This is a genomic window from Tenacibaculum sp. Cn5-46 (assembly GCF_022347705.1).
Classification (GTDB): Bacteria; Bacteroidota; Bacteroidia; order Flavobacteriales; family Flavobacteriaceae; genus Polaribacter; species Polaribacter aiptasiae.
Genome location: NZ_JAKRGD010000003.1, coordinates 366,133 through 392,018 on the forward strand (window position 1 = coordinate 366,133; position 25,886 = coordinate 392,018).

General features: G+C 33.3%; 23 protein-coding genes. 12 read left to right on the forward strand and 11 right to left on the reverse strand.

What is annotated here, in order from left to right; genetic code table 11:
• Window positions 1-12 precede the first annotated feature (12 nt).
• On the forward strand, window positions 13-540 hold the full coding sequence (locus tag MHN29_RS08335; protein ID WP_235274043.1) for a DUF1572 family protein: 528 nt from the start codon (window positions 13-15) through the stop codon (window positions 538-540).
• 25 nt (window positions 541-565) lie between these two features.
• On the opposite strand, the gene MHN29_RS08340 is transcribed toward MHN29_RS08335, so the two are convergent.
• Window positions 566-2,002: an aspartate aminotransferase family protein gene (locus MHN29_RS08340; RefSeq protein ID WP_235274044.1), complete on the reverse strand. Its 1,437-nt coding sequence runs from the start codon at window positions 2,000-2,002 to the stop codon at window positions 566-568.
• 137 nt (window positions 2,003-2,139) lie between these two features.
• On the opposite strand from MHN29_RS08340, the gene MHN29_RS08345 reads away from it, so the two are divergent.
• Both MHN29_RS08345 and MHN29_RS08350 read left to right on the forward strand, forming a co-directional pair.
• Complete coding sequence (locus MHN29_RS08345; RefSeq protein ID WP_235274045.1) at window positions 2,140-3,780, forward strand: OstA-like protein; 1,641 nt, start codon at window positions 2,140-2,142, stop codon at window positions 3,778-3,780.
• An 8-nt stretch (window positions 3,781-3,788) separates the two neighbouring features.
• Window positions 3,789-4,967 (forward strand): aspartate aminotransferase family protein, encoded by a 1,179-nt coding sequence (locus MHN29_RS08350; RefSeq protein ID WP_235274046.1) that lies wholly within the window; start codon window positions 3,789-3,791, stop codon window positions 4,965-4,967.
• Here MHN29_RS08350 and ilvA read toward each other — a convergent pair.
• From ilvA to MHN29_RS08385, 7 genes are read right to left on the reverse strand one after another with little or no spacing between them, the layout of a single operon-like run.
• Window positions 4,964-6,226: a threonine ammonia-lyase IlvA gene (gene ilvA / locus MHN29_RS08355; RefSeq protein ID WP_235274047.1), complete on the reverse strand. Its 1,263-nt coding sequence runs from the start codon at window positions 6,224-6,226 to the stop codon at window positions 4,964-4,966. The two genes, MHN29_RS08350 and ilvA, sit on opposite strands and share 4 nt — an antisense overlap.
• A gap of 4 nt (window positions 6,227-6,230) precedes the next feature.
• On the reverse strand, window positions 6,231-7,736 hold the full coding sequence (ilvC, locus tag MHN29_RS08360; protein ID WP_235274048.1) for a ketol-acid reductoisomerase: 1,506 nt from the start codon (window positions 7,734-7,736) through the stop codon (window positions 6,231-6,233).
• Window positions 7,737-7,764: 28 nt separating this feature from the next.
• On the reverse strand, window positions 7,765-8,592 hold the full coding sequence (locus MHN29_RS08365; protein WP_235274049.1) for a class I SAM-dependent methyltransferase: 828 nt from the start codon (window positions 8,590-8,592) through the stop codon (window positions 7,765-7,767).
• Complete coding sequence (gene ilvN, locus MHN29_RS08370; protein WP_235274050.1) at window positions 8,576-9,112, reverse strand: acetolactate synthase small subunit; 537 nt, start codon at window positions 9,110-9,112, stop codon at window positions 8,576-8,578. The genes MHN29_RS08365 and ilvN overlap by 17 nt, the downstream gene beginning before the upstream one ends.
• Window positions 9,113-9,114: 2 nt before the next feature.
• Window positions 9,115-10,848 (reverse strand): biosynthetic-type acetolactate synthase large subunit, encoded by a 1,734-nt coding sequence (gene ilvB / locus MHN29_RS08375; RefSeq protein ID WP_235274051.1) that lies wholly within the window; start codon window positions 10,846-10,848, stop codon window positions 9,115-9,117.
• A gap of 11 nt (window positions 10,849-10,859) precedes the next feature.
• Window positions 10,860-12,536 carry a dihydroxy-acid dehydratase gene (ilvD, locus tag MHN29_RS08380; protein ID WP_235274052.1) on the reverse strand — a complete coding sequence of 559 codons (1,677 nt, stop codon included), beginning with the start codon at window positions 12,534-12,536 and terminating at the stop codon, window positions 10,860-10,862.
• Between the two features lies 1 nt (window position 12,537).
• Window positions 12,538-13,425: a branched-chain amino acid transaminase gene (locus MHN29_RS08385; protein ID WP_235274053.1), complete on the reverse strand. Its 888-nt coding sequence runs from the start codon at window positions 13,423-13,425 to the stop codon at window positions 12,538-12,540.
• 812 nt (window positions 13,426-14,237) lie between these two features.
• Here MHN29_RS08385 and MHN29_RS08390 point away from each other — a divergent pair.
• From MHN29_RS08390 to argH, 9 genes are all read left to right on the forward strand, one after another.
• On the forward strand, window positions 14,238-14,852 hold the full coding sequence (locus MHN29_RS08390; RefSeq protein ID WP_235274054.1) for a GNAT family N-acetyltransferase: 615 nt from the start codon (window positions 14,238-14,240) through the stop codon (window positions 14,850-14,852).
• Window positions 14,849-16,027: an argininosuccinate synthase gene (locus MHN29_RS08395; RefSeq protein ID WP_235274055.1), complete on the forward strand. Its 1,179-nt coding sequence runs from the start codon at window positions 14,849-14,851 to the stop codon at window positions 16,025-16,027. Before MHN29_RS08390 ends, MHN29_RS08395 begins: the two co-directional genes overlap by 4 nt.
• Before the next feature lie 4 nt (window positions 16,028-16,031).
• Window positions 16,032-17,009 (forward strand): N-acetyl-gamma-glutamyl-phosphate reductase, encoded by a 978-nt coding sequence (gene argC / locus MHN29_RS08400; RefSeq protein WP_235274056.1) that lies wholly within the window; start codon window positions 16,032-16,034, stop codon window positions 17,007-17,009.
• Window positions 17,010-17,026: 17 nt separating this feature from the next.
• A complete protein-coding gene (proC, locus tag MHN29_RS08405) occupies window positions 17,027-17,827 on the forward strand; it encodes a pyrroline-5-carboxylate reductase (protein WP_235274057.1) in 801 nt (266 codons plus the stop codon).
• Window positions 17,824-18,960: an aspartate aminotransferase family protein gene (locus MHN29_RS08410; RefSeq protein ID WP_235274058.1), complete on the forward strand. Its 1,137-nt coding sequence runs from the start codon at window positions 17,824-17,826 to the stop codon at window positions 18,958-18,960. Before proC ends, MHN29_RS08410 begins: the two co-directional genes overlap by 4 nt.
• The gene (locus MHN29_RS08415; RefSeq protein ID WP_235274059.1) at window positions 18,957-19,898 is read left to right on the forward strand and encodes an N-acetylornithine carbamoyltransferase; all 942 of its coding nucleotides are present in this window, start codon (window positions 18,957-18,959) and stop codon (window positions 19,896-19,898) included. The genes MHN29_RS08410 and MHN29_RS08415 overlap by 4 nt, the downstream gene beginning before the upstream one ends.
• Complete coding sequence (gene argB, locus MHN29_RS08420) at window positions 19,895-20,674, forward strand: acetylglutamate kinase (RefSeq protein ID WP_235274060.1); 780 nt, start codon at window positions 19,895-19,897, stop codon at window positions 20,672-20,674. Before MHN29_RS08415 ends, argB begins: the two co-directional genes overlap by 4 nt.
• Complete coding sequence (locus MHN29_RS08425) at window positions 20,671-21,744, forward strand: M20 family metallo-hydrolase (RefSeq protein ID WP_235274061.1); 1,074 nt, start codon at window positions 20,671-20,673, stop codon at window positions 21,742-21,744. Before argB ends, MHN29_RS08425 begins: the two co-directional genes overlap by 4 nt.
• 93 nt (window positions 21,745-21,837) lie before the next feature.
• Window positions 21,838-23,115, forward strand: a complete 1,278-nt coding sequence (gene argH / locus MHN29_RS08430; protein ID WP_235274062.1) for an argininosuccinate lyase — start codon at window positions 21,838-21,840, stop codon at window positions 23,113-23,115.
• Between the two features lie 75 nt (window positions 23,116-23,190).
• On the opposite strand, the gene MHN29_RS08435 is transcribed toward argH, so the two are convergent.
• From MHN29_RS08435 to MHN29_RS08445, 3 genes are read right to left on the reverse strand one after another with little or no spacing between them, the layout of a single operon-like run.
• Entirely contained in the window at window positions 23,191-23,679 is a 489-nt protein-coding gene (locus MHN29_RS08435; RefSeq protein WP_235274063.1) for a GDYXXLXY domain-containing protein, read from the reverse strand.
• Window positions 23,666-24,742, reverse strand: coding sequence for a DUF4401 domain-containing protein (locus tag MHN29_RS08440; RefSeq protein WP_235274064.1), 1,077 nt, complete (start codon window positions 24,740-24,742; stop codon window positions 23,666-23,668). Before MHN29_RS08440 ends, MHN29_RS08435 begins: the two co-directional genes overlap by 14 nt.
• Window positions 24,730-25,680 (reverse strand): DUF2157 domain-containing protein, encoded by a 951-nt coding sequence (locus tag MHN29_RS08445; RefSeq protein WP_235274065.1) that lies wholly within the window; start codon window positions 25,678-25,680, stop codon window positions 24,730-24,732. The genes MHN29_RS08440 and MHN29_RS08445 overlap by 13 nt, the downstream gene beginning before the upstream one ends.
• Window positions 25,681-25,886 lie beyond the last annotated feature (206 nt).

A 25,886-nucleotide genomic window follows, 5' to 3' on the forward strand; every position in this document is an offset into this window, starting at 1 on the left:
TATTCATTGCAAATGATAGAAGAATATTTAAACAATATAACCAAGCAATTTAAGTCTTATAAGGAAGTTGCTGATAAAACATTAAACCAGCTAGAAGAACAAGATTTACATTGGACTTTTAATAATGAAAGTAACAGTATTGCTTCTATTATGGTTCATATGTCTGAAAACATGCTTTCTCGTTGGACCGATTTTTTTACTTCTGATGGTGAAAAAAAATCAAGAAATAGAGATCAAGAATTTGAACCTCAAGATTTATCCAAACAAGAATTGATAATTAAATGGGAAAATGGATGGAATTGTTTGTTCACTGCATTAAGTAGTTTAGACGAAACTAATTTTAATCGTCCTATTTATATAAGAAACAAAGAACATAAACTAATAGAAAGTATAACAAGACAAATAGCACACTATCCCTATCACATTGGACAGATAGCTTATATTGGTAAGATGATTCTTAATGAAAAATGGCAAACAGCATCAATAGCAAAAGGAAAATCAGAAGAATTTTTCAAACAAGAATTTGAAAAAAACGCATAAAAAAAAGGAGCTTAAAGCTCCTTTTTTATTTTCTTTTGTTATCTAAAATCTCTTTTGCAAACTTATTACATAACAACAAAGTTTCTTTCACATCATCCATTGTTGTTTTAGGATTTATTAAACACATTCGTAATACAACTTGTTTATTCAAAATAGTAGTTACCAAAAGAGCTTCTTTAGACTCCATTACTCTTCTAGATATTTCTTGATTCAACGCGTCAATTTCTGGTTCTGAAAAGTTTAAACCTATTGGATTGTATCTAAAGTTAATTACCGCTAATGTTGCTGGTGAAATAATTTCCCAGTTACGACTCTTACGTAAAAGTTTTTCTACATCATCCGCCAACTGAATATTATAAGTTACTGCTTCTTTAAATGTATCTAGCCCATATGTTTTTATCGACATATAAAACTTTAAAGCCCTAAATCTACGTGTTAATTGAACTCCATAATCATAAAAGTTTATTTCAGATTCATTTCCTTCAATATCTCTTAAATACTCTGGTTTTTCACTAAAAGTATTACTCAACCAAGAAGCATCTTTTACCAGCAAACATCCAATTTCATACGGTTGATAAAACCATTTATGTGGATCAACTGTCAAAGAATCTGCACGTTCAATTCCACGTAAAGCTTTTGCTCCTTTTTCAGATAAAATAGCTGCTCCTCCATAGGCACCATCAACATGAAACCATAAATTTTCTTCTTCACAAATATCTGCTATCTCATCAAGTGGATCAACAGTTCCTGTATTAGTAGTTCCTGCAGAAGCAATAAAGCAAAAAGGTTGTAAACCTTCTAACCTATCTTTAGCAATAGCATTTTTAAGTTTGTTAATACTAATTCTAAACTCAATATCTGTTGGTAAAATTCGTATTTGTTCTTTTTTAAACCCTAAAACACGAATTGCTTTTATATTAGATGAATGAGCTTGATCTGATAAATAAATTACCGCTTTTGAAAAATCGTCTCCACATTTAATTCTACGAGCAGTAACTAAAGCTGTTAAATTTGCCATAGAACCACCACTTGTAAAAATCCCTCCTCCTTTTTTCACAGGGAAATTAAACATTTTCAATAACCAATTCATGGTTACTATTTCAAGTTCAGCAGCAGCTGGAGAAACAATCCATCCTCCAGAAAACACATTAAATCCAGTTGCCAAACTATCGGCCATAGTACTTATAAAGTTACTTGGTCCAGGAACAAAAGAATATGATTTTGGGTGTGAAATTACATTACTGTAAGTCATCACATTATTCATCACAAAATCTAAAACTTCATTGGCATCTGTTCCTTTATCAGGTGCTTCTTGTAAAAATAGATTATCCATTTCTTCACGACTAGCAGAAGTAACAGGTTTTTTATCATTAAAAGTATCCCAATGCTCAGCAATTAGGTCTACTATTTTATATCCATAAGATTTCATTTCTTCTAGAGATAAATCAAAATGGGCGCTCATAAGGTTCTTTTTATATTGTTTTTGCAAAATTAACCATTAAAAAAACGACACTCTTGCTTTTTACTTAATAATTTTATTCATTCATTAAGAAATATGGCACGTTCTTTTCATTATTTTTGTCCTCTAAATTTTGTATTTTGAAAAAACTATTTCTTTTAACCCTCATACTCTTTTCAATAGGAAGTTATTCTCAAGCTAGAAAAATTGAAATTATTTCTACGAAACAAAGTATTTCCGATGCTGAAAAATACCCTGGAGCCAAGGTATTAATTGGAGATGTTAAAATGAAGCATGAAGGAGCTACATTAGAATCTAATTTTGCATTATTCTATCAAGAAGAAAACATCTTTAAAGCAGTTGGTGAAGTTGTTATAGAGCAAGGAGATAGTATTATACAGTATAGTGATTTTGCCCTATACAACGGAAATACCAAAAGAGCAAAATCATGGGGACATGTAGAAATTAATGATAAAGAAATGAAGTTGAGTACAGACACACTTTATTTCGACAGAAAAGAGCAAATTTTATTTTATCCTAGTGGAGGAACTATTCGTGATAAAAAAAACACTTTGAAAAGTACAAGAGGTACTTATTTCTTAAAAGACAAAAAGTTTACTGCTAAAACAAAAGTTACAGTTGTAAACCCTGAGAATAATTTAGAATCTGATCATTTAGATTATTACACCAATACAAATTTAGCTTACCTATACGGACCTAGTACCGTAACTAACTTAAAAGACAGCACCAAAATTTATTCTGAGAGAGGATTCTATGATACCAATACTGACATTTCTTACTTTGTAAAAAATGCAAAACTCTTTTTAAAAGAACGAACAGTTTTAGCTGATAGTTTATACTATGATAAACGTAAGGGCTTTGCTTCTGCAACCAATCGAATAAAAGTTATAGACACTGTTCAAAATATGGTTGCTAAAGGTAATTATGCTGAGCTATACGAAAAAAAAGATTCCCTTTTTATTATTGACAAACCTGTAGCTATTACAGTTGTTGATAAAGATTCAATGTATATTGCTGGTGATAAAATATTATTAACTGGAAAACCTGAAAAAAGAATTGCTCGTATTTTTAATAATGTAAAAATATTTAAATCAAACTTACAAGGAAAATGCGATTCTATCCATACAAGTCAAACAACAGGTTTAACCAGAATGTTTGTAAACCCTATACTCTGGTCTGGTAAAAATCAAATTACTGGAGATAGTATTCAAATATTAATGAATAAAAAAACCGAGAAACTTGATTCTTTAAAAGTCTTAAAGAATGCTTTTATGGTTCAAAAAGATTCGCTATCTAAAGATGATTTTAATCAAATTAAAGGTCGGAATATTTATGGAAAATTTAAGGACAATGATTTAAGAATAATGCTTGTGAAAGGAAATGCTGAATCCTTATACCATAATAGAAATGAAGATACTCAAAAGTTAGAAACCATTACTAAAGAAATTGCTAGTGACATAGAGTTTACTCTAATAGAGAATGAAATAGAGCAAACTAAATATTTCAAAAAATCCGAAGGGAAAACCTTCCCTCCTTCTGAGTTTCCTTCTGAAGAAAAAAAGTTCAAAGGATTTATTTGGCGTGCAGATGAACAGCCTAAAACTGTTGAGGATATTTTTGTTAAAGATAAAAGGTCTAAGGTATCGAAACCCGAAAATCCAAATGTAAAAAAAGCTAAACAGAAATTTATAAAGGAAAGCACCAAAAAAGAGAAATCTAAGGTCAAAAAATTCAACCTTAAAAATAACACTCAGAAATAGAAAATATAATGAGAAATGATTTTTTAAAATATCAGGGACAAACTACACCTCACCCTTTAGCTATTGAGATTTCTAAAGCAGAAGGAAGCTATATTTACGATAGTAATGGTAAAAAAATGTTAGACTTTGTTGCTGGTGTTTCTGCGAATAGCTTAGGACATAGTCACCCTAAAGTTACTCAAGCAATTAAAAATCAATTAGACTCTTATACTCATGTAATGGTATATGGAGAATTTATTCAAAAACCTCAGTTAGATTTATGTAAAGCTTTGGCAAATACATTACCTGAAAACTTATCCTCTATTTATCTTGTTAACTCTGGAACTGAAGCTACTGAAGGAGCTTTAAAACTAGCTAAAAGATTTACTGGGAGAAGCGAAATAATTTCTGCTAAAAACGCGTATCATGGAAATACCCAAGGTGCTATGAGTGTTTGTGGTGCCGAACAACAAAATAGAGCTTTTCGTCCACTAATTCCTGGAGTTAAATTTATAGAATTCAACAATGAATTAGATTTAAATAAAATTACTAAACACACTGCCGGAGTTATCTTAGAAACCATTCAAGGCGGTGCCGGATTTATTGAGCCTATAAACGATTATTTAACTAAAGTTAAGCAACGCTGTGAAGAGGTTGGCGCTTTATTAATCTTAGATGAAATCCAAACTGGGATTGGACGTACTGGAAAATTTTGGGGATTTGAAAATTACAATGTTACTCCTGATATAATTATTACGGGTAAAGGTCTTGGTGGTGGAATGCCAATTGGTGCTTTTATTTCTTCATATGAAATTATGAATTGTTTAAAAGAAAACCCTAAACTAGGACATATTACTACTTTTGGTGGACATCCTGTTATTGCAAGTGCTGGATTAGCTACTGTTGAAGAAATTACTTCTACAAAACTTATCGAAGAAACTTTAAGAAAAGAAGAATTAATTCGAAATAAGTTTAAAAATCATCCGGCTGTCAAAGAAATTAGAGGAAGAGGACTAATGTTAGCTTTATTAGTTGACTCTCCTGAAAATGCATCAAAAGTTATTTTAAATTGTTTAGAAAAAGGAGTTATTCTTTTTTGGTTACTTTTTGAAGGTTCTGCAATAAGAATCACCCCTCCATTAACTATATCTGAAGAAGAAATTAATGAAGGATGTGATATTATTTTAAATGAATTGAATAATCTCTAAACCAAAAACTCAAACAAATTAGGTTTATCATTTAAATACTCCCCATAAAAATTACGCGATTTCATTCGTTTAATTAATGGAGCTAAATCTGATTTTTTTTCCAGTTCAATTCCAACAACAGCAGGACCATTTTCTCTGCTTGTTTTTTTAGAATATTCGAAATAAGTTATATCATCATTTTTACCTAAAACGTCAATAACAAATTCTTTTAAAGCACCAGCTCGTTGAGGAAACTGGATAATAAAATAATGTTTCAATTTATTATATAACAAAGCCCGCTCTTTAATCTCTGCCGTTCTTGTAATATCGTTATTACTACCACTAATTACACATACTACATTTTTACCTTTAATTTCCTCAGCATAAAAATCTAACGCAGAAATAGTCAAAGCTCCCGCAGGTTCTACTACAATAGCCTCTTTGTTATATAAATCTAAAATAGTTTGACATACTTTTCCTTCAGGAACTGTAATCATATCGTGTAAATTCTCTTTACAAATATCTAAAGTTAAATTCCCTACTTGTTGTACAGCAGCACCATCTATAAACTTATCTATTTTATCTAATCGTACATTTTTATTCTCTACAATAGATGTTTTCATTGAAGGCGCTCCTTCTGGTTCTACTCCTATTATTTTGGTTGTTGGTGATAATTGTTTAAAAACACTCGACAATCCAGAAGCCAATCCACCTCCTCCAACAGGAACAAACACATAATTTATAGGTGTTTCAAACTGTTTAATAATTTCTAAACCAACTGTAGCTTGTCCTTCAATAATTTTTTCATCATCAAATGGATGCACAAAAGTTTTTCCTAACGTATCGCATACATGTTTTGCAAGTTTATAAGCATCATCAAAAGTATCTCCTGTCAATTCAATATCAACATAATCACCACCAAACATTTTAACTTGTTCTACTTTTTGTTTGGGTGTTGGAGATGGCATTACAATAGTACCATGGATTTTCAACTTTTTACAAGCATAAGCAACTCCTTGCGCATGATTTCCAGCACTTGCACAAATAATTCCATTACGACGCTCTTCTTCCGATATTGAACTAATCTTATTATAAGCCCCTCTTATTTTATACGATCGTACTTGCTGTAAATCTTCTCGTTTTAAATAAATAGAGGATTTATACTTTTCAGAATAAATAAAGTTTTTTAACAATGGAGTTACAGTAGCCACACCTTCTAATGTAGCTACTGCTTCTTCTACAGCTTTTATCGTTGGTCTATATTTTGTTTCTACTTGCATACTTTTAATGAAAAACTACTGCCTCCTTTTTTTCTTCTTGACTGATTACTTTCATTGCTGTCATTGACGCTCTTAATGTTTTTCCTACTTTTTCAATTGGATGACTCTGAATAGATTCATTAACTCTAATTAATTCTAAATTATCTACTTCATTAGAATTTGCATATGATTTTCCTATCACTGAAGTATCAACCTTACTCATGAAATCAACTAATAATGGTTTTGCTGCATGATCAAATAAATAACATCCATACTCAGCAGTATCAGAAATAATTCGATTCATTTCATATAACTTCTTTCTTGCAACTGTATTTGCTATTAATGGTAACTCATGTAACGATTCATAGTATGCCGATTCTTCTTTAATTCCTGAGGCAACCATGGTGTCAAAAGCCAACTCTACTCCTGCTTTTACAAAAGCAACCATTAAAGTACCATGATCAAAATATTCTTGCTCACTTACCGCAACCTCAGTTGCTTCTGTCTTTTCAAAAGCAGTTTCTCCTGTTGCCGCTCTCCATGATAATAGATTTACATCATCATTTGCCCAATCTTCCATCATTGTTTTTGAAAAATGTCCTGACATAATATCATCCATATGCTTATCAAACAATGGTTTTAATATTTCTTTCAACTCTTCTGAAAGTTCAAATGCTTTCATTTTTGCAGGATTAGACAAACGATTCATCATATTGGTAATTCCTCCATGCTTTAAAGCTTCGGTAATGGTTTCCCAACCATATTGAATTAGTTTTGCTGCATAAGTTGATTCTATTCCTTCTTCCAACATTCTATCGAAAGATAAAATCGAAGCGGTCTGTAACACTCCACATAAAATAGTTTGTTCTCCCATTAAATCCGATTTTACTTCAGCTACAAAAGAAGACTCTAAAACCCCAGCTTTATCTCCTCCTGTTGCTACTGCATAAGCTTTTGCTTGCGCCCATCCTTTATTTTCAGGATCATTCTCTGGATGTACAGCTATTAATGTTGGTACTCCAAAACCTCTTTTATACTCTTCTCTTACTTCTGTTCCTGGACATTTTGGTGCCACCATAATTACTGTTAAATCTTCACGAATTTTCATCCCTTCTTCAACAATATTAAATCCATGAGAATATGATAACGTTGCTCCTTTTTTCATTAAAGGCATTACCGTTTTTACAACTCTTGTGTGTTGCTTATCTGGTGTTAGATTCAATACTAAGTCAGCATTAGGTATTAACTCTTCAAACGTACCTACATTAAAATTGTTTTCAGTAGCATTTTTATATGAAGCTCTCTTTTCTTCAATAGCTGCTGGTCGTAATGCATAAGAAACGTCTAAACCTGAATCTCTCATATTTAATCCTTGGTTTAAACCTTGAGCCCCACAACCTATAATAACTACTTTTTTATCCTCTAATGCTTTAACTCCTTCTGAAAACTCTGATGCTTCCATAAATCTACATTTTGCAAGTTGTTCTAATTTTCCTGCTAATGATAATGTATTGAAATAATTTGTTGCCATAACTTATAGTTTTTAGCCTTACGCTTTTTTATGTTGTTTTTTGTAACAGATAAAAGTTTTCATTTAAAATATCTGTTGCGTTTTGGTTTATTTTATTGTTTAATTCTTTAGAATACATAAAGTAATCTTTATGCTCTTTTATAGTATACCTTGGCTGTTTTGTATAAAAACTAGTATCTATTGTTAAGTAATCATCCTCCGATGTTTTTAAAATTCTATCATTAAAAAACTGTAACAATCTTGAAAATACTTTGGTTTCTTTTATTGTATGTTTAAATGAAACACTCCCTATATATTCTCCTGTCTTTTGAACCTTGTCGAAAAAATTAAATATTCTTTTTGCTTGATTCATATCTAGAAAAAACAAGACACCTTCAATTAAAATAAAAGACTTCTTATCTTTCTTTATCGTCTTTATTTTTGTGTATAAGTCTTCCTCATAATTTTGACTGAAATCTGTTCCAATAAAATGAATATCTCTTTGAGGCAATTCACCTTTTGAAATCCAATTTAAAATTTGAGTTTGCTTATTATTAACAATGTCTGGTTTATCAATTTCGATATGAATTATTGATTCGTCTAACAAAAAAGGATACATACTAAAGCCTGCTCCAAAATTAATGAGCACCTCTACTTCATGTAATCGTTCTTTAATCTTTTCTAAGAAAAATCTATTGCGTACACAATGGGTATGGACTTCTTCATTGGAAACTTCTTTCAAATAATCGTCCACCCACACCTTTGTCTTTTTATTATTCCATAGCTTAGAATACGAGTCGTTACTTAACGATTCATTCATAGCTCTAAAAATAGAAGTCATAAAGGCTGTATCGTGTATTTTAATATCTTTTCTCAATTTCTGATTCTAATAATTTGGAAATTCTCATTTCATCTTTTGTTATTGCAATACGTCCTGATCGAACAAACTGCATAATTCCGTGTTTGTCTAATGCATGATATAACTCTTCTATTTCTTCTTTTGTCCCTGACTTTTCAAGTACAAAAAAATCTTTGTTTATATTAATTACTCTCGATTTACTATTATTAATAATTGTTTGAATATGATCGTTTTCTATTAAAGATTCTGAGCTTAACTTAAACAAACAAGACTCTTGATAAACCGTGTCTGTAACTGTATGATAATAAGCCTTAATAACCTCTACTTGCTTTTCTATTTGACCAATAATCTTCTTTATTTGCTCTTCGGTTACCTTGACTAATAATGTAAATCTTGAAACACTTTTTATTTCCGATTTAGAAATATTCATACTTTCAATATTGATATGCCTTCTTAAAAAGATTCCTGAAATCCTATTCAATAATCCCACGTTATTTTCTGTATATACAGAAACTGTAAATGTTTGCTTATTTTCCATAATTATTCTAATCTTATATCTGAAACTGAGGCTCCTGTTGGTATCATTGGAAATACATTATCTTCTTTTTCTACGCATACTTCTAAAAAATACGCTTCTTTAGATTCCATCATTTCTTGAACCGATTTAGCTAAATCTTCTCTTTTAGTTACTCTATTTGCTTTTATACTATATCCTTCAGCGATAGCAACAAAATCTGGGTTTGTCATTTCTGTTGATGCATATCGTTTGTCAAAAAACAATTGTTGCCATTGACGTACCATTCCTAAATATTCATTATTAAGAACCACTATTTTAACGGCTGCTTTGGTTTGTAAAATGGTACCTAATTCTTGAATTGTCATTTGGTAACCTCCATCTCCGGCAATCATAACAACTTCTCTATTCGGAACCCCCATTTTTGCTCCAATAGCTGCTGGTAAAGCAAATCCCATTGTTCCTAAACCTCCAGAAGTAATATTACTTTTAGTTTTATTGAATTTTGCATAACGACACGCAAACATCTGGTGTTGCCCTACATCTGAAACAATAACAGCATCTCCTCCCGAAGCATTATTGATTTCTTTTAAAACCTCTCCCATGGTCAATCCTTCTTTAGTTGGGAACAAGTCGTCTTTTTTTACTTTATCAAATTCAACAGCTTCGAGTTTGCTAAATTCTTCCAACCATTCTGTATGTGTATTTTGATTTACCAATGGTAATATTTCTGCTAAACTCTCTTTAACATCTCCCAAAACTGCAACATCAACTTGAACGTTCTTGTTAATTTCAGCTGGATCTATTTCAAAATGAATAACCTTTGCCTGCTTAGCATAAGTATCTAAACTTCCTGTAACTCGATCGTCAAATCGCATACCCACAGCAATTAATAAATCACATTCATTAGTTAATTTATTAGGCGCATAATTTCCATGCATTCCAACCATACCAACATTTAATTCGTGTTCTGTTGGCAATGCTGATAAACCTAAAATGGTCCATGCCGATGGAATCCCTGTTTTTTCAATAAAAGCTTTAAATTCTTCTTCAGCTTCTCCAAGAATAACTCCTTGCCCGAAAACAATCATAGGTTTTTTGGCTGCATTAATCAACGTAGCAGCCTCCTTAACTTCTTCTAAACTTACTTCGGGCTGTGCTTTATAACTTCGAACATTGGTACATTTTTCATATTCAAAATCGAATGTATCAAATTGAGCATTCTTAGTAATATCAATCAATACAGGTCCTGGACGCCCTGATTTAGCAATATAAAATGCTTTTGCAAATATTTCTGGTATCTCTGATGCTTTTGTTATCTGATAATTCCATTTAGTAACTGGTGTAGAAATACCCACAATGTCTGTTTCTTGAAAAGCATCCGAACCTAATAAATGCTCTGCCACCTGTCCTGTAATACATACCATTGGAGTGGAGTCTATTTGAGCATCGGCTATTCCTGTTATTAAGTTAGTTGCTCCTGGTCCTGAAGTAGCCATAGCTACTCCAACTTTCCCTGTAGCTCTAGCATACCCTTGCGCAGCATGTGTTGCTCCTTGCTCATGACGTGTAAGTACATGATGTATTTTATCTTGATACTTAAACAACTCATCATATACAGGCATAATTGCCCCACCCGGATATCCATAAATCAAATCTGCTCCTTCTTCTAATAAACATCTTACCACAGCTTCTGCTCCTGAAATATGCAATTGCTGTTTTGTTTGTGTTAAAGATTGTGTTTTTGTTTTTGTGGTCATAACTTCAGGTATTAAAATTCATCGGTTACACATCCTTTAGATGCTGATGAAACTGTTTTAGCGTATTTATATAAAACACCTCTGTTTACTTTTAATTCAGGTGCCTTCCATTGTTGTTTTCTTTCTTCTAGTTCTGCTTCTGAAACTTCAAGAGTAATTGAGTTGTTCTCTGCATTAATCGAAATGGTATCTCCATCTTTTACCAATGCAATTACTCCTCCGTCTTGTGCTTCTGGAGTAATGTGTCCAACAACAAAGCCATGTGTTCCTCCAGAGAAACGTCCATCGGTAATTAAAGCAACATCTTTTCCTAGGCCTGCTCCCATAATAGCGGCAGTTGGCTTTAACATTTCTGGCATACCTGGTCCGCCTTTAGGGCCTTCATATCGAATAACAACAACATCTCCTTTGGTAACTTTCCCTTCTCTAATTCCATCATTTGCAGCATACTCACCTTCAAAAACTTTTGCCTTTCCTGTAAAAAACAATCCTTCTTTTCCTGTTATTTTTGCTACTGAACCATCTTTTGCTAGGTTTCCATATAACATTCTAAGATGTCCCGTTGCTTTTATAGGCGCATCTAAAGGCTTAATTACATCTTGATTCTCTGTTAAATCCGGTACACTTTCCAAGTTTTCGGCTAATTTTTTTCCTGTTACGGTTAAGCAATCACCATGCAATAATCCTTTCTTTAATAAATACTTAAGCACCGCTGGTATTCCTCCCACCCGATGCACATCTTCCATCAAGTATTTTCCGCTTGGTTTTAAATCTGCAAGGAATGGAGTTTCATCTGAAATACGCTGAAAATCTTTCAACGTAAACTCAACATTTGCGGCTTTTGCTATTGCTAAAAAGTGTAATACCGCATTGGTTGAACCTCCCATAACTGTTACCAAACGAATCGCATTTTCCATTGATTTTTTAGTAACAATATCAGATGGTTTAATATCTTTTTCTAATAAAACACGTAAAGCCTCTCCTGCTTTTACACACTCATCTTCTTTGTTTTTACTAATGGCTGGATTTGACGAATTATACGGTAAACTCATTCCTAAAGCTTCAATTGCAGAAGCCATAGTATTTGCAGTATACATTCCTCCACAAGCACCAGCTCCTGGACATGCTTTCTCTATAACATTTTGATATTCTTCGTTGTCTATCTTCCCTGCTACTTTCTCTCCCCAAGCCTCAAATGCAGAAACTACATCTAACTTTTTTCCTTCATGGCATCCAGAGGCTATAGTCCCTCCGTACACCAAAACTGATGGTCGGTTTAATCGTAACATTGCCATTAAAGCACCCGGCATATTCTTATCGCAACCTACTACTGTTACTAAGCCATCATAGGACATAGCTTGTACTACGGTTTCCATAGAATCGGCAATAACATCTCTCGATGGTAACGAAAATCGCATTCCTGGTGTTCCCATAGAAATTCCATCAGAAACTCCAATTGTATTAAAAATTAGTCCAACTAAATCGGCATTTTGAGTTCCCTCTTTTACCAACTTAGCTAAATCATTTAAATGCATATTACACGGATTACCTTCATACCCTGTGCTTGCAATTCCAATTAGTGGCTTTTGTAAATCTGAATTTGACAAACCAATCGCGTGCAACATTGCTTGTGCTGCTGGTTGTGTGTCGTCTTGTGTAACTTGTTTACTGAATTTATTCAATTCCATTCTAACTCGCTTTTCTTTTTTGACGTAAGCCTAGTACTTCGTCTTTATATAATTTCATTAATTGATATCCGTGTGATTTTTCCCATGCAAGAGGAAATTCATAAGTATCTAGAGATTGTAATCCTACTACTTCAGCAGCGGTTCCTGTAAAAAAACATGCATCTGCATTCTTCAATTCTTCTAGTGTAAAGTGCTTTTCTTCAATAGAAACCCCTTCTTCTTTACATAATTCTATAACCGTAGATCTTGTAATTCCAGCCATAATATGCCCACGTGGTGGCGTATACAACTTTCCATCTTTTTCCATAAAAATATTAGCACCAGAACATTCAGCTACATTTCCATTCATGTCTAACAACAAAGCTTCATCATAACCATTTTGTTTAGCTTCATTTGTTGAAAGAATAGAATTGATATAATGTCCAGTAACCTTTGCCTCTACAAAACATGCTTTTGGATTTGGTCTTTGAAATGAAGATGTTTTAACACGCAATAACTTATCTCCCATATATTTTCCCCATTCCCAGCACTGAATAATTAAATTCGTTTCATTAGAAGTTACCAAACTCATATCTGCCCCAGTGGTGATTAACGGGCGTATATATGCATCTTTCAACCCATTTCTTTCTAACAATTCATATGTTATTTTAGTAAGTTCTTCTTCTGTATAGTTGAACTGAATATTCATTACTTCAGCTCCATATTTTAAGCGTTTATAATGGGCTTCTGATTTAAAAATTCTTGTACCGTTCGGAGTATTATAAGCTCTTATTCCTTCAAAAACGCCATTTCCATAATGTAAACTTTGGCTATATGGATTCTCTGTAGCTTCCGATGCTTTGATAAATTTTCCGTTATAAAAAATGATACTATCCTCTTTGTAATACATTCTTTTTAGTTGTTTTGCTGTTCGAAATTATTTTATTGTCTTTTTAGTTAATTCTTATTTTTCTGTGATTTAATGATATCTACTTGACGGATTTAAAACTCATTTTATTGATTTTTAATTAGTTACATATTTAAAACTCTAATATTCAGTACAAAAAAAAGCCTGCATCTAAATTGACACAGGCTTTATTGTATAGCAATAATTATCTGTATCAACTCGGCGGTGAGCTAATAATGACAATAATTAATACTACTACGATATTTAAGTTTCTACTCATATCTTTTGTTAACTAAAAAAGGCTTCCTAAATTTAGGAAGCCTTTTCTTATACTACATTATAATTTAAACACATCCCTTCTATCCTTGTGAAATAATCACAATGACGATAATAGAAATGATATTTAAAATCTGTTTATTCATTCGTTCTATGCCACAAATATTTAGAATAATTTTTTAATTATCCTAATTTATTTCGAAAAAAAGTAAAAATTATTTTATATGTTTGCGGCATGAATTCTTTAAAAAATAAAATACGTAGTACTGTTCCCAGTACATTTGTTCGCTTTCGCCGCCGCCGCTAAAAGCTAACAAACCATACCCTATATACGTAATTTTTATTTTTTATTTCTTGTACAATTTCAACTACATATCGGTTTTTCCTATAGCTATTCTTTCGAATAGTCCAGTTGTTGTACGCCCTATTTTCCGCCGTCGCCCGTCAGGGTGTTAGTCGGTTATTGAACCTAGGTGAGTCCGGTTCTTCTTTTCAAAAACAATCCATTTTACAATCATTTTAATTTAAAATCAAGAACAATGAAAATTGTTATTGCAGATAAATCGCATGCAAAGTATGCCGATATCATTTGTCGAACAATTGATGAAGCTGCTCAAGTTAGAGGTACAGGTATTGCCAAACGTAAACCTGAATACATCATTACTAAACTAGAAAACAACAATGCTGTTATTGCCTTAGATGGCGATAAGTTTGCTGGCTTTTGCTATATCGAAGCATGGAGTCACGGTAAGTTTGTGGCCAATTCTGGATTAATTGTTCATCCAGATTACAGAGGAATTGGACTTGCTAAAAAAATTAAAGCAACTGTTTTTAAGCACTCTAGAACTAAGTTTCCAAACGCTAAAATCTTCTCTATTACTACGGGATTGGCTGTTATGAAACTAAATAGCGACTTAGGCTACAAACCCGTTACTTTTTCAGAATTAACCAATGACGCTTCTTTCTGGAAAGGTTGTCAGACTTGCAAAAACTACGATGTTTTACAGCGAACAAAACAACAAATGTGCTTGTGTACGGGCATGTTATACAATCCATCAACAACAAATAATAACAAGGTAAAAATCAAAGAAAAGGTGTTTCAAAGATTAAAGAGAATTAAAGAAAGCATCTATTTAAAAAAAGATAAAAAATGAAAAAATTAGTCATTGCATATAGTGGAGGATTAGATACTTCTTATTGTGCTGTTAGCTTATCTAAAGCTGGATACGAAGTACATGCGGTTAGTATAAACACAGGAGGTTTTACACAAAAAGAAATCACAACTATTGAAACCAATGCCTACAAAATGGGCGTTTCAACTTATAAAAATATTGATGCCATTTCTACCTTTTATGAAAAAGTAGTGAAGTATCTCATTTTTGGAAATGTATTAAAAAACAACACCTATCCTTTATCAGTTAGTGCAGAAAGAATAGTTCAAGCAATTGAAATTGCTAATTATGCTAAAAGTATCGGAGCAGAATATATTGCACATGGTAGTACTGGTGCAGGAAACGATCAGGTAAGATTTGATATGATTTTCCAAACTATTGCTCCAGAAATCAAAATTATAACCCCAATTAGGGAACAACAATTATCGAGACAGGAAGAAATTCAATATTTAAAAGACAATGGTATTGAACTCTCTTGGGAAAAAGCTAAATACTCAATAAACAAAGGACTTTGGGGAACCAGTGTTGGTGGCGACGAAACCTTAACATCTCATAAAGCATTACCTGAACAGGCCTATCCTTCTCAATTAGAAAAAACAGGAGAAGAAACAATAAAACTAAGTTTTAAAAAAGGAGAATTTATAAGCTTAAACTCCATTAACGATACTCCAGAAAACAACATACAAAAGCTAAACAAACTTGCAAGTTCTTATGCCATTGGTAGAGATATTCATGTAGGTGATACCATTGTAGGGATTAAAGGACGTGTTGGTTTTGAAGCTGCGGCTGCTTTGATACTTATTAAAGCACATCACTTGTTAGAAAAGCACACCTTAACCAAATGGCAATTACAACATAAAGAATACATGGCCAGCTTTTACGGAATGCATTTACACGAAGGACATTATTTAGATCCTGTAATGAGAAATATTGAAGCTTTTTTAAACAGTAGTCAAGAAAAAGTAACAGGCGACGTGTTCGTAACCTTAAAACCTTATCATTTTCAATTAGATGGTATTGGTTCTAAACACGATTTGATGAACCCTAAGTTTGGTAGTTATGGTGAGGAAAATAACAGCTGGACTTCAGACGAGGCCAAAGGATTTATCAAAATCTTAGGAAATCAGAATAAAATATATCAACAAGTAAATTCTTAACAACATGATACAAGTAGGAATTATAGGAGGTGCAGGTTATACCGCAGGTGAACTAATTAGATTATTACTACAACATCCAAAGGCTACATTGAACTTTGTATACAGTACATCCAATGCAGGGAATAAAATTAGTGCTGTTCATCAAGATTTAGAAGGCTCTTTAACTATGGAATTTACAGATACCATCAACCCAAAAGTAGATGTGTTGTTTTTATGTTTGGGACACGGAAATTCTAAGAAGTTTTTAGACAGTCATGTCTTTTCTAACAAGACTAAAATCATTGATTTAGGAAACGATTTCAGATTAGCTAAAGACAAAGCTTTTCAAGAGAGAGAATTTGTTTATGGTTTACCAGAATTACAAAAAGAGAACATTCAAAAGGCCAAAAACATTGCAAATCCAGGCTGCTTTGCCACAGCAATTCAACTCGCTTTATTGCCATTAGCTAAATCAGGATTACTTAGTAAAGATGTACATATTAATGCAGTAACAGGAGCTACAGGAGCTGGAACTTCTTTATCTCCAACTACTCATTTTACTTGGAGAGATAATAACTTTTCCTATTACAAACCTTTTACACATCAGCATTTAGGAGAAATTACTGAGTCTATCAAAACCTTACAAACTAGTTTTGATAATGAACTCGTTTTCATGCCTAACAGAGGTGACTTTTCAAGAGGAATTTTCGCCACAGCTTACACCTATTTTGAAGGAAGTTTGGAAGATGTAAAAGCTATGTATCAGGAGTATTACAAAGAAGCTCCATTCACTTTTGTTTCAGAGAATCAAATACACTTAAAACAAGTAGTAAACACCAATAAATGTTTGATTCATTTACACAAACACAACAACAAACTTTTGATTACAAGCATTATTGACAATCTATTAAAAGGAGCTTCAGGGCAAGCCATTCAAAATATGAATTTACTATTTGGTTTTGAGGAATCTGAAGGATTACAACTAAAAGCAAACTTCTTTTAACAACAAAACACAAATACATGAAAATAGCAATTATAGGTACAGGAAACTTAGGTAAATCTATTGCTAAAGGACTTATTAATACGAAGGCAATTAGCAGTTTATACTTAAGCAAAAGAAACATAGCAGCTCTTAAAGAATTCGAAACTATTGACAATGTCTTCTTAACAAGTAACAACACAGAAGCAATTCAAAATTCAGACATTATTCTTTTAGCTGTTCAACCAGCACATTTAACAAAGATATTAGCCGAAATACAAGCAGAATTAAAATCACATCATCTGGTTATTTCTACCATTACAGGTTTTTCAATTGCTAAGATTGAAGAAATCATAGGTACTGAAAACAGCATCATCAGGGCTATGCCAAATACCGCAATAGCTGTAGGAAAATCAATGACTTGTTTATCTGGTAATGCTAAAGGATTAGAAAAAATAAGTACTGCAGAGACTATTTTTAACAAATTAGGGACTTCTATCATTATTCCAGAATCGCAAATGCAAGCAGCTACCGTTGTTTGTGCTAGTGGTATTGCTTTTTGGATGCGAATGATTAGAGCTACTACTCAAGCTGCTATTCAATTAGGTTTTGATGCTCATGAAGCACAGGAGCTAGCCATGCATACCTGCGAAGGAGCTTCTAGCTTACTAATTACCAATGGCAATCATCCAGAGCAAGAAATAGACAAAGTAACTACTCCTAAAGGCTGTACTATTGAGGGACTAAATGAAATGGAACACCAAGGATTAAGTTCATCACTTATCCAAGGAATGGTGGCATCCTACCAAAAAATTAACACTATAAAATCGGAACAATTATGAGTTTATTTAATGTATATCCTTTGTTTGACATTACCCCAGTAAAGGCAGCAGATGTTTTTGTATACGATAAAAACGGTATCGAATATTTAGACTTATACGGAGGGCATGCTGTTATTTCTATTGGGCACTCCCATCCTACTTATGTACAAAACATTAGAAAACAATTAAGCGATTTAGGGTTTTATAGCAATTCTATTCAGAATCCATTGCAAGAAGCTTTGGCTAAGAAATTAACACAACAAGCTAATTGTAAGGATTACCAATTGTTTTTATGCAATTCGGGAGCCGAAGCCAATGAAAATGCCTTAAAGCTAGCTTCCTTTCATACGGGTAAAAAGAAAGTTCTTTCTTTCTCAAACTCTTTTCACGGAAGAACCTCAGCTGCTGTTGCTGCTACTGATAACACTAAGATTGTAGCACCTATCAATGCACAGCAAGAAGTTGAATTCTGCCAATTGGGCGATTTAATAACCTTAGAAAAAGCATTGCAAAAAGGCGATGTATGTGCTGTTATTATTGAATGTATTCAAGGAGTTGGTGGTTTGGACGAAAGTTCTACTCCTTTTTACCAAGGTTTGTCTGACTTATGTAAAAAGTACCAAACAGTATTGATTGCAGATGAAGTGCAATCGGGATTTGGAAGAACTGGTGATTTCTTTGCCTTTCAAAAACACGGAATTCAACCCGATATTATTTCTATGGCAAAAGGTATGGGTAATGGATTTCCTATTGGTGGTATCTTAATTCACCCAAGCATCAAAGCATCTTATGGTTTGTTGGGAACTACTTTTGGTGGTAATCATTTAGCCTGTGCAGCTTCGTTAAGTGTTTTAACTGTTTTAGAGCAAGAACAATTATTAGACAATGCCAAGCATATTTCAGCTTACTTTCAACAAAAAGCAGCAACAATCCCTCAAATAAAAAAAGTAAAAGGAAGAGGCTTAATGCTAGGACTCGAATTCGACTTTCCGATAGCAGACTTACGAAAGAACCTCATCTTTAAGCAACACATATTTACAGGAAGTGCCAAGAATCCGAATTTATTAAGAATCCTTCCGCCATTAACATTGAAAGAGCCTCAAGTCGATTTCTTTTTTGAAGGACTAATAACCGAGTTAAACAAACAATCATGAAAAAATATACCAACATAAAAGACCTTGAAAGTATTCCAAATACCATTCAAGAAGCCATTGCTTTAAAGAAAAACCCGTATCAATATGCAAGCATTGGAAAACATAAAACCTTAGTCATGCTATTTTTTAATGCAAGTTTAAGAACGCGATTAAGTACTGAAAAAGCAGCCAAGAACTTAGGAATGGATGTAATGGTATTAAACGTGAACGATTCTTGGAAGCTTGAGTTTGAAGACGGAACTATGATGAATTTCAATACTGCTGAACATATCAAAGAAGCTGCACAAGTAGTTTCTCAGTATGCCGATATTATTGCAGTAAGGGCTTTTCCATCATTAAAAGATAAAGCAAAAGACAGTAACGATTTTGTCTTGAATAGTTTTGTAAAGTATGCCACTGTTCCTGTTATTAATATGGAAAGTGCGGTTGCGCATCCACTACAGGCCTTGGCAGATGTCATTACTATTGAAGAGTTGAAAACCATACAAAAACCAAAAGTAGTATTGTCTTGGGCACCACATCCCAAAGCATTGCCTCATTCAGTTGCCAATTCTTTTGTAAAAATGATGTCGGAAATAGACATTGATTTTTCCATCACACATCCTGAAGGTTATGAATTGAATCCTCAAATAACTAAAGATATTCCCATTGAATACAATCAACAAAAAGCCTTACAAGATGCTGATTTTGTTTATGTAAAGAACTGGAGTAGTTATTCTGAATACGGAAAGATACTTTCGGAAGATTCTGATTGGATGCTTAGCAAAGAAACTTTAGGCAACGCCAAATTTATGCACTGCTTGCCTGTAAGAAGAAATGTAGTTGTAGAAGATGCTGTGTTAGATAGTGATGCTTCTATAGTTATACAACAAGCCAATAACAGAACCTATGCAGCTCAGATAGTATTGAAGAAAATTATAGAAAACCTATCCTCATGAAAACACTTAAAATAATAAAAATAGGCGGCAATATTATTGACGATCCAAAAGCCTTGGACGACTTTCTGTATCACTTTTCAACTATAAAAGGTCCGAAAATACTGGTACATGGAGGAGGTAAACTAGCAACCAAGCTTGCCGAACAAATGAATATTAAGGTACAAATGACCGATGGGAGAAGAATTACCGATACTCAAACCTTAGATCTTATTACCATGGTATATGCAGGAAAAATCAATAAGAACATAGTTACAACACTCCAAAAGAATGCTTGCAATGCTCTTGGTTTTACGGGAGCAGATGGAAATACGATTCTTTCAGTAAAAAGACCTGTAAAAGATATTGATTATGGCTTTGTGGGCGATGTGGTTAAAGTAAACACCACTGTTTTAGAAAGCTTATTAGCCCAACATATTACACCTGTTTTTTGTGCCATTACACATTCTACAGAAGGACAATTGTTAAATACCAATGCCGATACCATAGCAGCTGAGCTAGCCATAGGCTTTGCACAACAGTATCAAACGGAACTCTATTACTGTTTTGAAAAAAACGGAGTATTAATCAATGTAGAAAACGACGATTCTGTGATAGAACATCTTACTAAAGAAACCTACCAAGACCTACTATCACAGCAAATTATAGTCAATGGGATGTTACCTAAACTAAACAATTGTTTCTATGCTATAGACCATCAAGTACATAAAGTATGTCTTGGAAAACCAGCCATGCTATACAAACAAAATTCTAAATTTACTACCATACAAGCTTCATGAAAACACTAGATATATTAACCACTGAAGCCATTGAGCTTTTAGAAAAGCTAATTGAAACACCTTCTTTTTCTTCTGAAGAAGATGCTACAGCTGCCTTGCTTGAAAATTGGTTTGTTAACCATCATATACCTTTTCAAAGAAACCAACACAATGTTTGGGCAGTAAACCAACATTTCGATGCACAAAAGCCTAGTTTATTACTTAACTCTCATCACGATACGGTAAAACCTAATAAAGGCTATACCAAAAATCCGTTTGAAGCACAGGTTGAAGACGGTAAACTATACGGTTTAGGAAGCAACGATGCTGGTGGATGCTTAGTTTCTTTATTGGCTACTTTCACTCATTTTTATGCACAGGAAAACTTAGCTTATAACTTGGTATTTGTAGGCTCTGCTGAAGAAGAAAGCAGCGGAGCTAACGGATTAAACAGTATGTTATCTAGTATTCCAGAAATCGCTGTGGCTATTGTTGGCGAACCTACGCAAATGCAATTGGCCATTGCCGAAAAAGGTTTAGTTGTTTTTGATGCAATTGTTAAAGGAACTCCGAGTCATGCTGCTCATCCTAACACTAACAATGCTATTTATAATAGTATAGATGTGTTACAATGGTTTAAAGACTATGAATTTGAAAAAACTTCTGAGGTCTTAGGTCCTGTAAAAATGACGGTAACTCAAATCAATGCAGGGAAACAACACAATGCTGTACCTGCCGAAGTTTCCTTAGTGGTTGATGTTCGTGTAAACGACCAGTACACGAATCAGGAAATTGTCGATTTACTTCAAAAAGAAGCGCCTTGTCATAGTATTGTTCCTCGTAGTACGCATTTAAATTCTTCTTCCATTCCTATACATCACGATTTGGTTCAAGCTGGTATTTCTTTAGGTCGAACTACTTATGGTTCTCCTACGCTTTCTGATCAGTCTGTATTGAGTTGTCCTTCTTTAAAACTAGGACCTGGAGATAGTAAGCGTTCGCATACCGCTGATGAATTTATTTATCTCCATGAAATTGAAGAAGGGATTGAGTTGTATGTGGAGTTGTTGGGGAGAGTATTGAGATGTTAGTATTGAGTAGTTAGACAAAAGACGAAAGACGGGAAGACTTAATTGAGTATTAATAACTGTTAACTGATAATTGTTAACCGATAATTGAAAAAAATGAAACTTTGGGATAAAGGAACCAATATAGACCATAAAATAGAACTGTTTACCATAGGTAACGACAGAGAAATTGACCTGCATATTGCGAAATACGATGTACTTGCTTCTATAGCACATGCTAAAATGATACATAGCATCAACATCATAACCGCTGATGAACTTCAACAATTGCTTTCAGGATTAGAATCCTTGCTTGTGCAAATCAACAACAACTCTTTTACCATTGAAGCACACTTTGAAGATGTACATTCTAAAATAGAATTTGAACTCACCCAACAATACGGCGATGTTGGAAAGAAAATACATACTGCTCGTTCTAGAAACGATCAGGTGTTAGTCGCTCTGCATTTATATTATAAAGAGAGCTTACAGGAAATCAACCATTTGACTAAATCTTTTTTTGATACGCTGCTCCAATTGGCTGATACTCATAAAGAAGCTTTACTACCTGGTTATACGCATTTGCAAGTAGCCATGCCTTCTTCTTTTGGCTTATGGTTTGCTGCCTATGCTGAACTTTTAATTGATGATGTGCATCTTTTAAATGCAGCATTAAAAGTAGTAGATCAAAATCCATTAGGCTCAGCAGCTGGCTACGGTAGCTCCTTCCCTATCGATAGAGTTTTTACTACCCAAGAACTTGAATTTGCTACTCTAAAATACAATGTTGTAGCCGCTCAAATGAGCAGAGGAAAAAGCGAACGTACCGTTGCCATGACTGTTGGTAGCTTAGCCAATACTCTAGCTCGTTTTGCCATGGATATTTGTTTGTATATGAGTCAGAATTTTGACTTTATTTCCTTTCCTGAAGCGCTTACCACTGGAAGTAGTATTATGCCACATAAAAAGAATCCCGATGTTTTTGAACTCATCCGTGGTAAGTGTAATAAGATTCAAGCCTTGCAATCCGAAATGCTTTTAATTACCAATAATTTACCTAGTGGTTATCATAGAGATTATCAGTTATTAAAAGAAAACATGCTACAGGCTTTGGAAAGTATGAAAGAAATTCTGTTCATCTTTAACTATGCCATTGAGCAGATTGTTATCAAAGACATTGATTTAACTTCAGAAAAATACCAGTATCTATTTACGGTAGATAATATCAATACTTTGGTAGAAAACGGAATGCCTTTCCGTGAGGCTTATCAGAAAATAGGAAATGAGGTAAACCAAGGAAGCTATGTTCCCGACAGGTCTAAACAACACAGTCATTTAGGTAGTATGGGAAATTTAGGTTTGGAATTGATACGTCAGAAAATGGAAAATAGTTAACGAGTAATTTAAAATATCGTCTTAAAAGCAGATAATTGAAGTTATCTGCTTTTAAGGGGATATACCATCTGGTGTTTATTCTATTTTTTGTCGGCTTTCATCATACAAACCAACCAAAAGACTGTTTCCTTGTGTATCTACTTTGATTCCTCCATACTTAGCTTTTTCATACTTTTTAGCATCACCTTCTTGAAAAAAGTAAGATTCAGCACCAATGCTTAGTCTTCCCCATTTCTTTAAGTTGTATCGTATTAAAAACTCTCCTTCGTTTATTGGCTCTTTACCATCTTGCATACGTACTTTCTTTGCAATGCCATTCTCGGTAAGTTTTATTACACAGAATCCTCTTTTAGCAATACTATCAGTATCTATATTGTTTGAAATCGCATAATTCAATCTCATATAATCTCCTTGCATTAAAGAACGAGGATCTACAGGAGCTAATTCAAACAAAACCAATTGTCCGTTTTCTAATAAGGCTTCTTTCTGAAAAATTGATCGATTAAACAATACTAATAAAATAGCAAGGTTTAAAAGAATGAGTATCCATTTATATTTCTTCATTATTTCCTAGCATTTCTGTGGTGAATACATAGCATGCTAAAAACAGCACACCCGATACAAATAATAGTATAGACTTAGTTAGTAAAGTAAAGCTCAAGTCGTAATAATATTGCGAAACAAAATAGATTAAAGCTACGATTCCTATAACCAGTCCTGTTTTATAATTAACTAAAAAGCTAAGTAACAACAATATGATAGCTCCCGATATTGCTGGTGAGAATAAAGTTGACAGTAATATTAAAAAGCTTAACACATATAGTAGCGCCTTGGTTTTAGCTAGTGTTATTTGGTGAACTTTGATAATCACATGTACAATATACATTCCTATGATGATAAATAATACTGAGGAAATCCAAATGTAATTTTCATTCAATGCTATTGCTCCTTTCTTCCCCAACATACTCAAACCTATTAGAAAGGAAATAACCACGCCAATCCTAAGTGGATTGTATAGTTTCGCTAGCTTTTTTGTGGATGATAATATTCTTGCCTCTTTTAAAAACACATAGCTTAGCATTAAAGCCATCACTCCAACATATATATGGATAAAATCGTAAACCTCTGTATTTAACAATAAAGACAAAAAGCTTCCATTTACGGTAAGTATAGCTATAAACGATAAGATATAATTTTGTGTAATTACTAAAGTACTAAAAGCTATTAATCCTACGAGTATGGATATCATATCTTCATTCATTCGCATACCAAACAAGCCAAAAACAAGCATTACAAATCCCGTTATATATATTGTAACACTAAAAGTATCCCAAATAAGATTATCCTTTACTACATTAGTTACAACAGCAAGTACTATAAACAATCCTCCTAAAAATATCATAGCAGCTTCAGAACTGTAAAAACCAGCTATTCCTAAAAAGGCTATAAATGCTAACATTGCTACAAAACTTCCTAAAATGGTAAGTATCTTAATTGCTAAGCCCGATTTGTTTTCTTCTTTTTTTAAATAACTGTCTAAAATCGCTTGTTCGTTATAGGTAAAATCTTTGCCCTCCGCCAAACGAATACTTTCTAACAGTTCCTTTTTATTCGCTAATTCTTCCATTTCTTTTTCAAATCTGTTAAGGTTTTAATCACAACACTTACACTTGCAATAACAAATAGACTCAGGAAGAAAAACATTCCTTCCCCATCTGTTATTTTTAAAAGTAGTGCACAACAAATAATAATACAGCTAAACGCAATTATTGAAAGGTAAAAAACACTTCTTTCCTTCAATCCATATCGAACTCCTATTCCATACAGCCCTGTTGCTAATAGTAATAACACCCAAAAAGCTTCCGAGTTTCTTTCAAAAATTCCTGTTGCAATCCCTACGGTGCTAAAGAATACCACTGCCAATGCTAATACATTGGTAAACCAACTAGGTACACTAATGCCCTCATTTATTTTCTTTACCAATAAGAATGCTATTAAAAACAATGCATTGATACAAAACAGCAAAGCAAATACAAAAATTTCTGACCAGTATTGAGCTACTTGCTCTGCATATAAAATAAGCGTTGTGTTGATGAGCGTTATAAACACCAACCACAAAGGAGCAAAATTTGAAATGACTACCCAAATAACAATAGCCATAGTCCAGCCCAAGAAAAAGTCGTAGGCATTGGCACCCGTTTGATAAATCTGGCCAAATACTGCAAACAGTACTCCTACTAATATAGAAACTCCTGTTATTATTATTTTCTTTATATCTAACGGTATTTTAGCCACTACTAAAACTAGGGTGAGTAGTAGAATTCCCCCTTCTATTAAACCTAGTTTAAAAAATTTGTGCATACTTGCCCAGTTATAGGCAAAGAAGAAAATAATTCCCGCGGTTGTAAAACCAACACCCAAACTCATAAAAAACAATCTTAGAAACTGTTGCCAAGATGTTTTATCGTGATACACCTGTGTATTCAATATCTTTTGAATACTGCTTTCAGACCAATTGCTATGCTGGGCAATTATCTGAATATCTTCTCTATCAATATCTTTCATTCAATTTTTTTTAATGTTTTCCCTCCCCTATTCCTAGGGTTAGTAAATACTAAAAGTAGTCAATTTTTAACTAAACTCCTTTTTTTGTTTTATTCAGTTCTATACTCCTTAAAATAGTTAAGTAATTCCGTTAGCCTAAAAACAAGGTAAGCCCTTACTTTATGTACGGCTTTTTATAAGGTTACCATCCTATTTAATGCTAAGTT

Bases quoted from the DNA above. Each gene is read 5' to 3' on its own strand.
- MHN29_RS08335 (WP_235274043.1), top strand. From the start codon at position 13: ATGATAGAAGAATATTTAAACAATATAACCAAGCAATTTAAGTCTTAT.
- MHN29_RS08340 (WP_235274044.1), bottom strand. From the start codon at position 2,002: ATGAGCGCCCATTTTGATTTATCTCTAGAAGAAATGAAATCTTATGGA.
- MHN29_RS08350 (WP_235274046.1), top strand. From the start codon at position 3,789: ATGAGAAATGATTTTTTAAAATATCAGGGACAAACTACACCTCACCCT.
- ilvA (WP_235274047.1), bottom strand. From the start codon at position 6,226: ATGCAAGTAGAAACAAAATATAGACCAACGATAAAAGCTGTAGAAGAA.
- ilvC (WP_235274048.1), bottom strand. From the start codon at position 7,736: ATGGCAACAAATTATTTCAATACATTATCATTAGCAGGAAAATTAGAA.
- ilvN (WP_235274050.1), bottom strand. From the start codon at position 9,112: ATGGAAAATAAGCAAACATTTACAGTTTCTGTATATACAGAAAATAAC.
- ilvB (WP_235274051.1), bottom strand. From the start codon at position 10,848: ATGACCACAAAAACAAAAACACAATCTTTAACACAAACAAAACAGCAA.
- ilvD (WP_235274052.1), bottom strand. From the start codon at position 12,536: ATGGAATTGAATAAATTCAGTAAACAAGTTACACAAGACGACACACAA.
- MHN29_RS08385 (WP_235274053.1), bottom strand. From the start codon at position 13,425: ATGTATTACAAAGAGGATAGTATCATTTTTTATAACGGAAAATTTATC.
- MHN29_RS08390 (WP_235274054.1), top strand. From the start codon at position 14,238: ATGAAAATTGTTATTGCAGATAAATCGCATGCAAAGTATGCCGATATC.
- MHN29_RS08395 (WP_235274055.1), top strand. From the start codon at position 14,849: ATGAAAAAATTAGTCATTGCATATAGTGGAGGATTAGATACTTCTTAT.
- argC (WP_235274056.1), top strand. From the start codon at position 16,032: ATGATACAAGTAGGAATTATAGGAGGTGCAGGTTATACCGCAGGTGAA.
- proC (WP_235274057.1), top strand. From the start codon at position 17,027: ATGAAAATAGCAATTATAGGTACAGGAAACTTAGGTAAATCTATTGCT.
- MHN29_RS08410 (WP_235274058.1), top strand. From the start codon at position 17,824: ATGAGTTTATTTAATGTATATCCTTTGTTTGACATTACCCCAGTAAAG.
- MHN29_RS08415 (WP_235274059.1), top strand. From the start codon at position 18,957: ATGAAAAAATATACCAACATAAAAGACCTTGAAAGTATTCCAAATACC.
- argB (WP_235274060.1), top strand. From the start codon at position 19,895: ATGAAAACACTTAAAATAATAAAAATAGGCGGCAATATTATTGACGAT.
- MHN29_RS08425 (WP_235274061.1), top strand. From the start codon at position 20,671: ATGAAAACACTAGATATATTAACCACTGAAGCCATTGAGCTTTTAGAA.
- argH (WP_235274062.1), top strand. From the start codon at position 21,838: ATGAAACTTTGGGATAAAGGAACCAATATAGACCATAAAATAGAACTG.
- MHN29_RS08435 (WP_235274063.1), bottom strand. From the start codon at position 23,679: ATGAAGAAATATAAATGGATACTCATTCTTTTAAACCTTGCTATTTTA.
- MHN29_RS08440 (WP_235274064.1), bottom strand. From the start codon at position 24,742: ATGGAAGAATTAGCGAATAAAAAGGAACTGTTAGAAAGTATTCGTTTG.
- MHN29_RS08445 (WP_235274065.1), bottom strand. From the start codon at position 25,680: ATGAAAGATATTGATAGAGAAGATATTCAGATAATTGCCCAGCATAGC.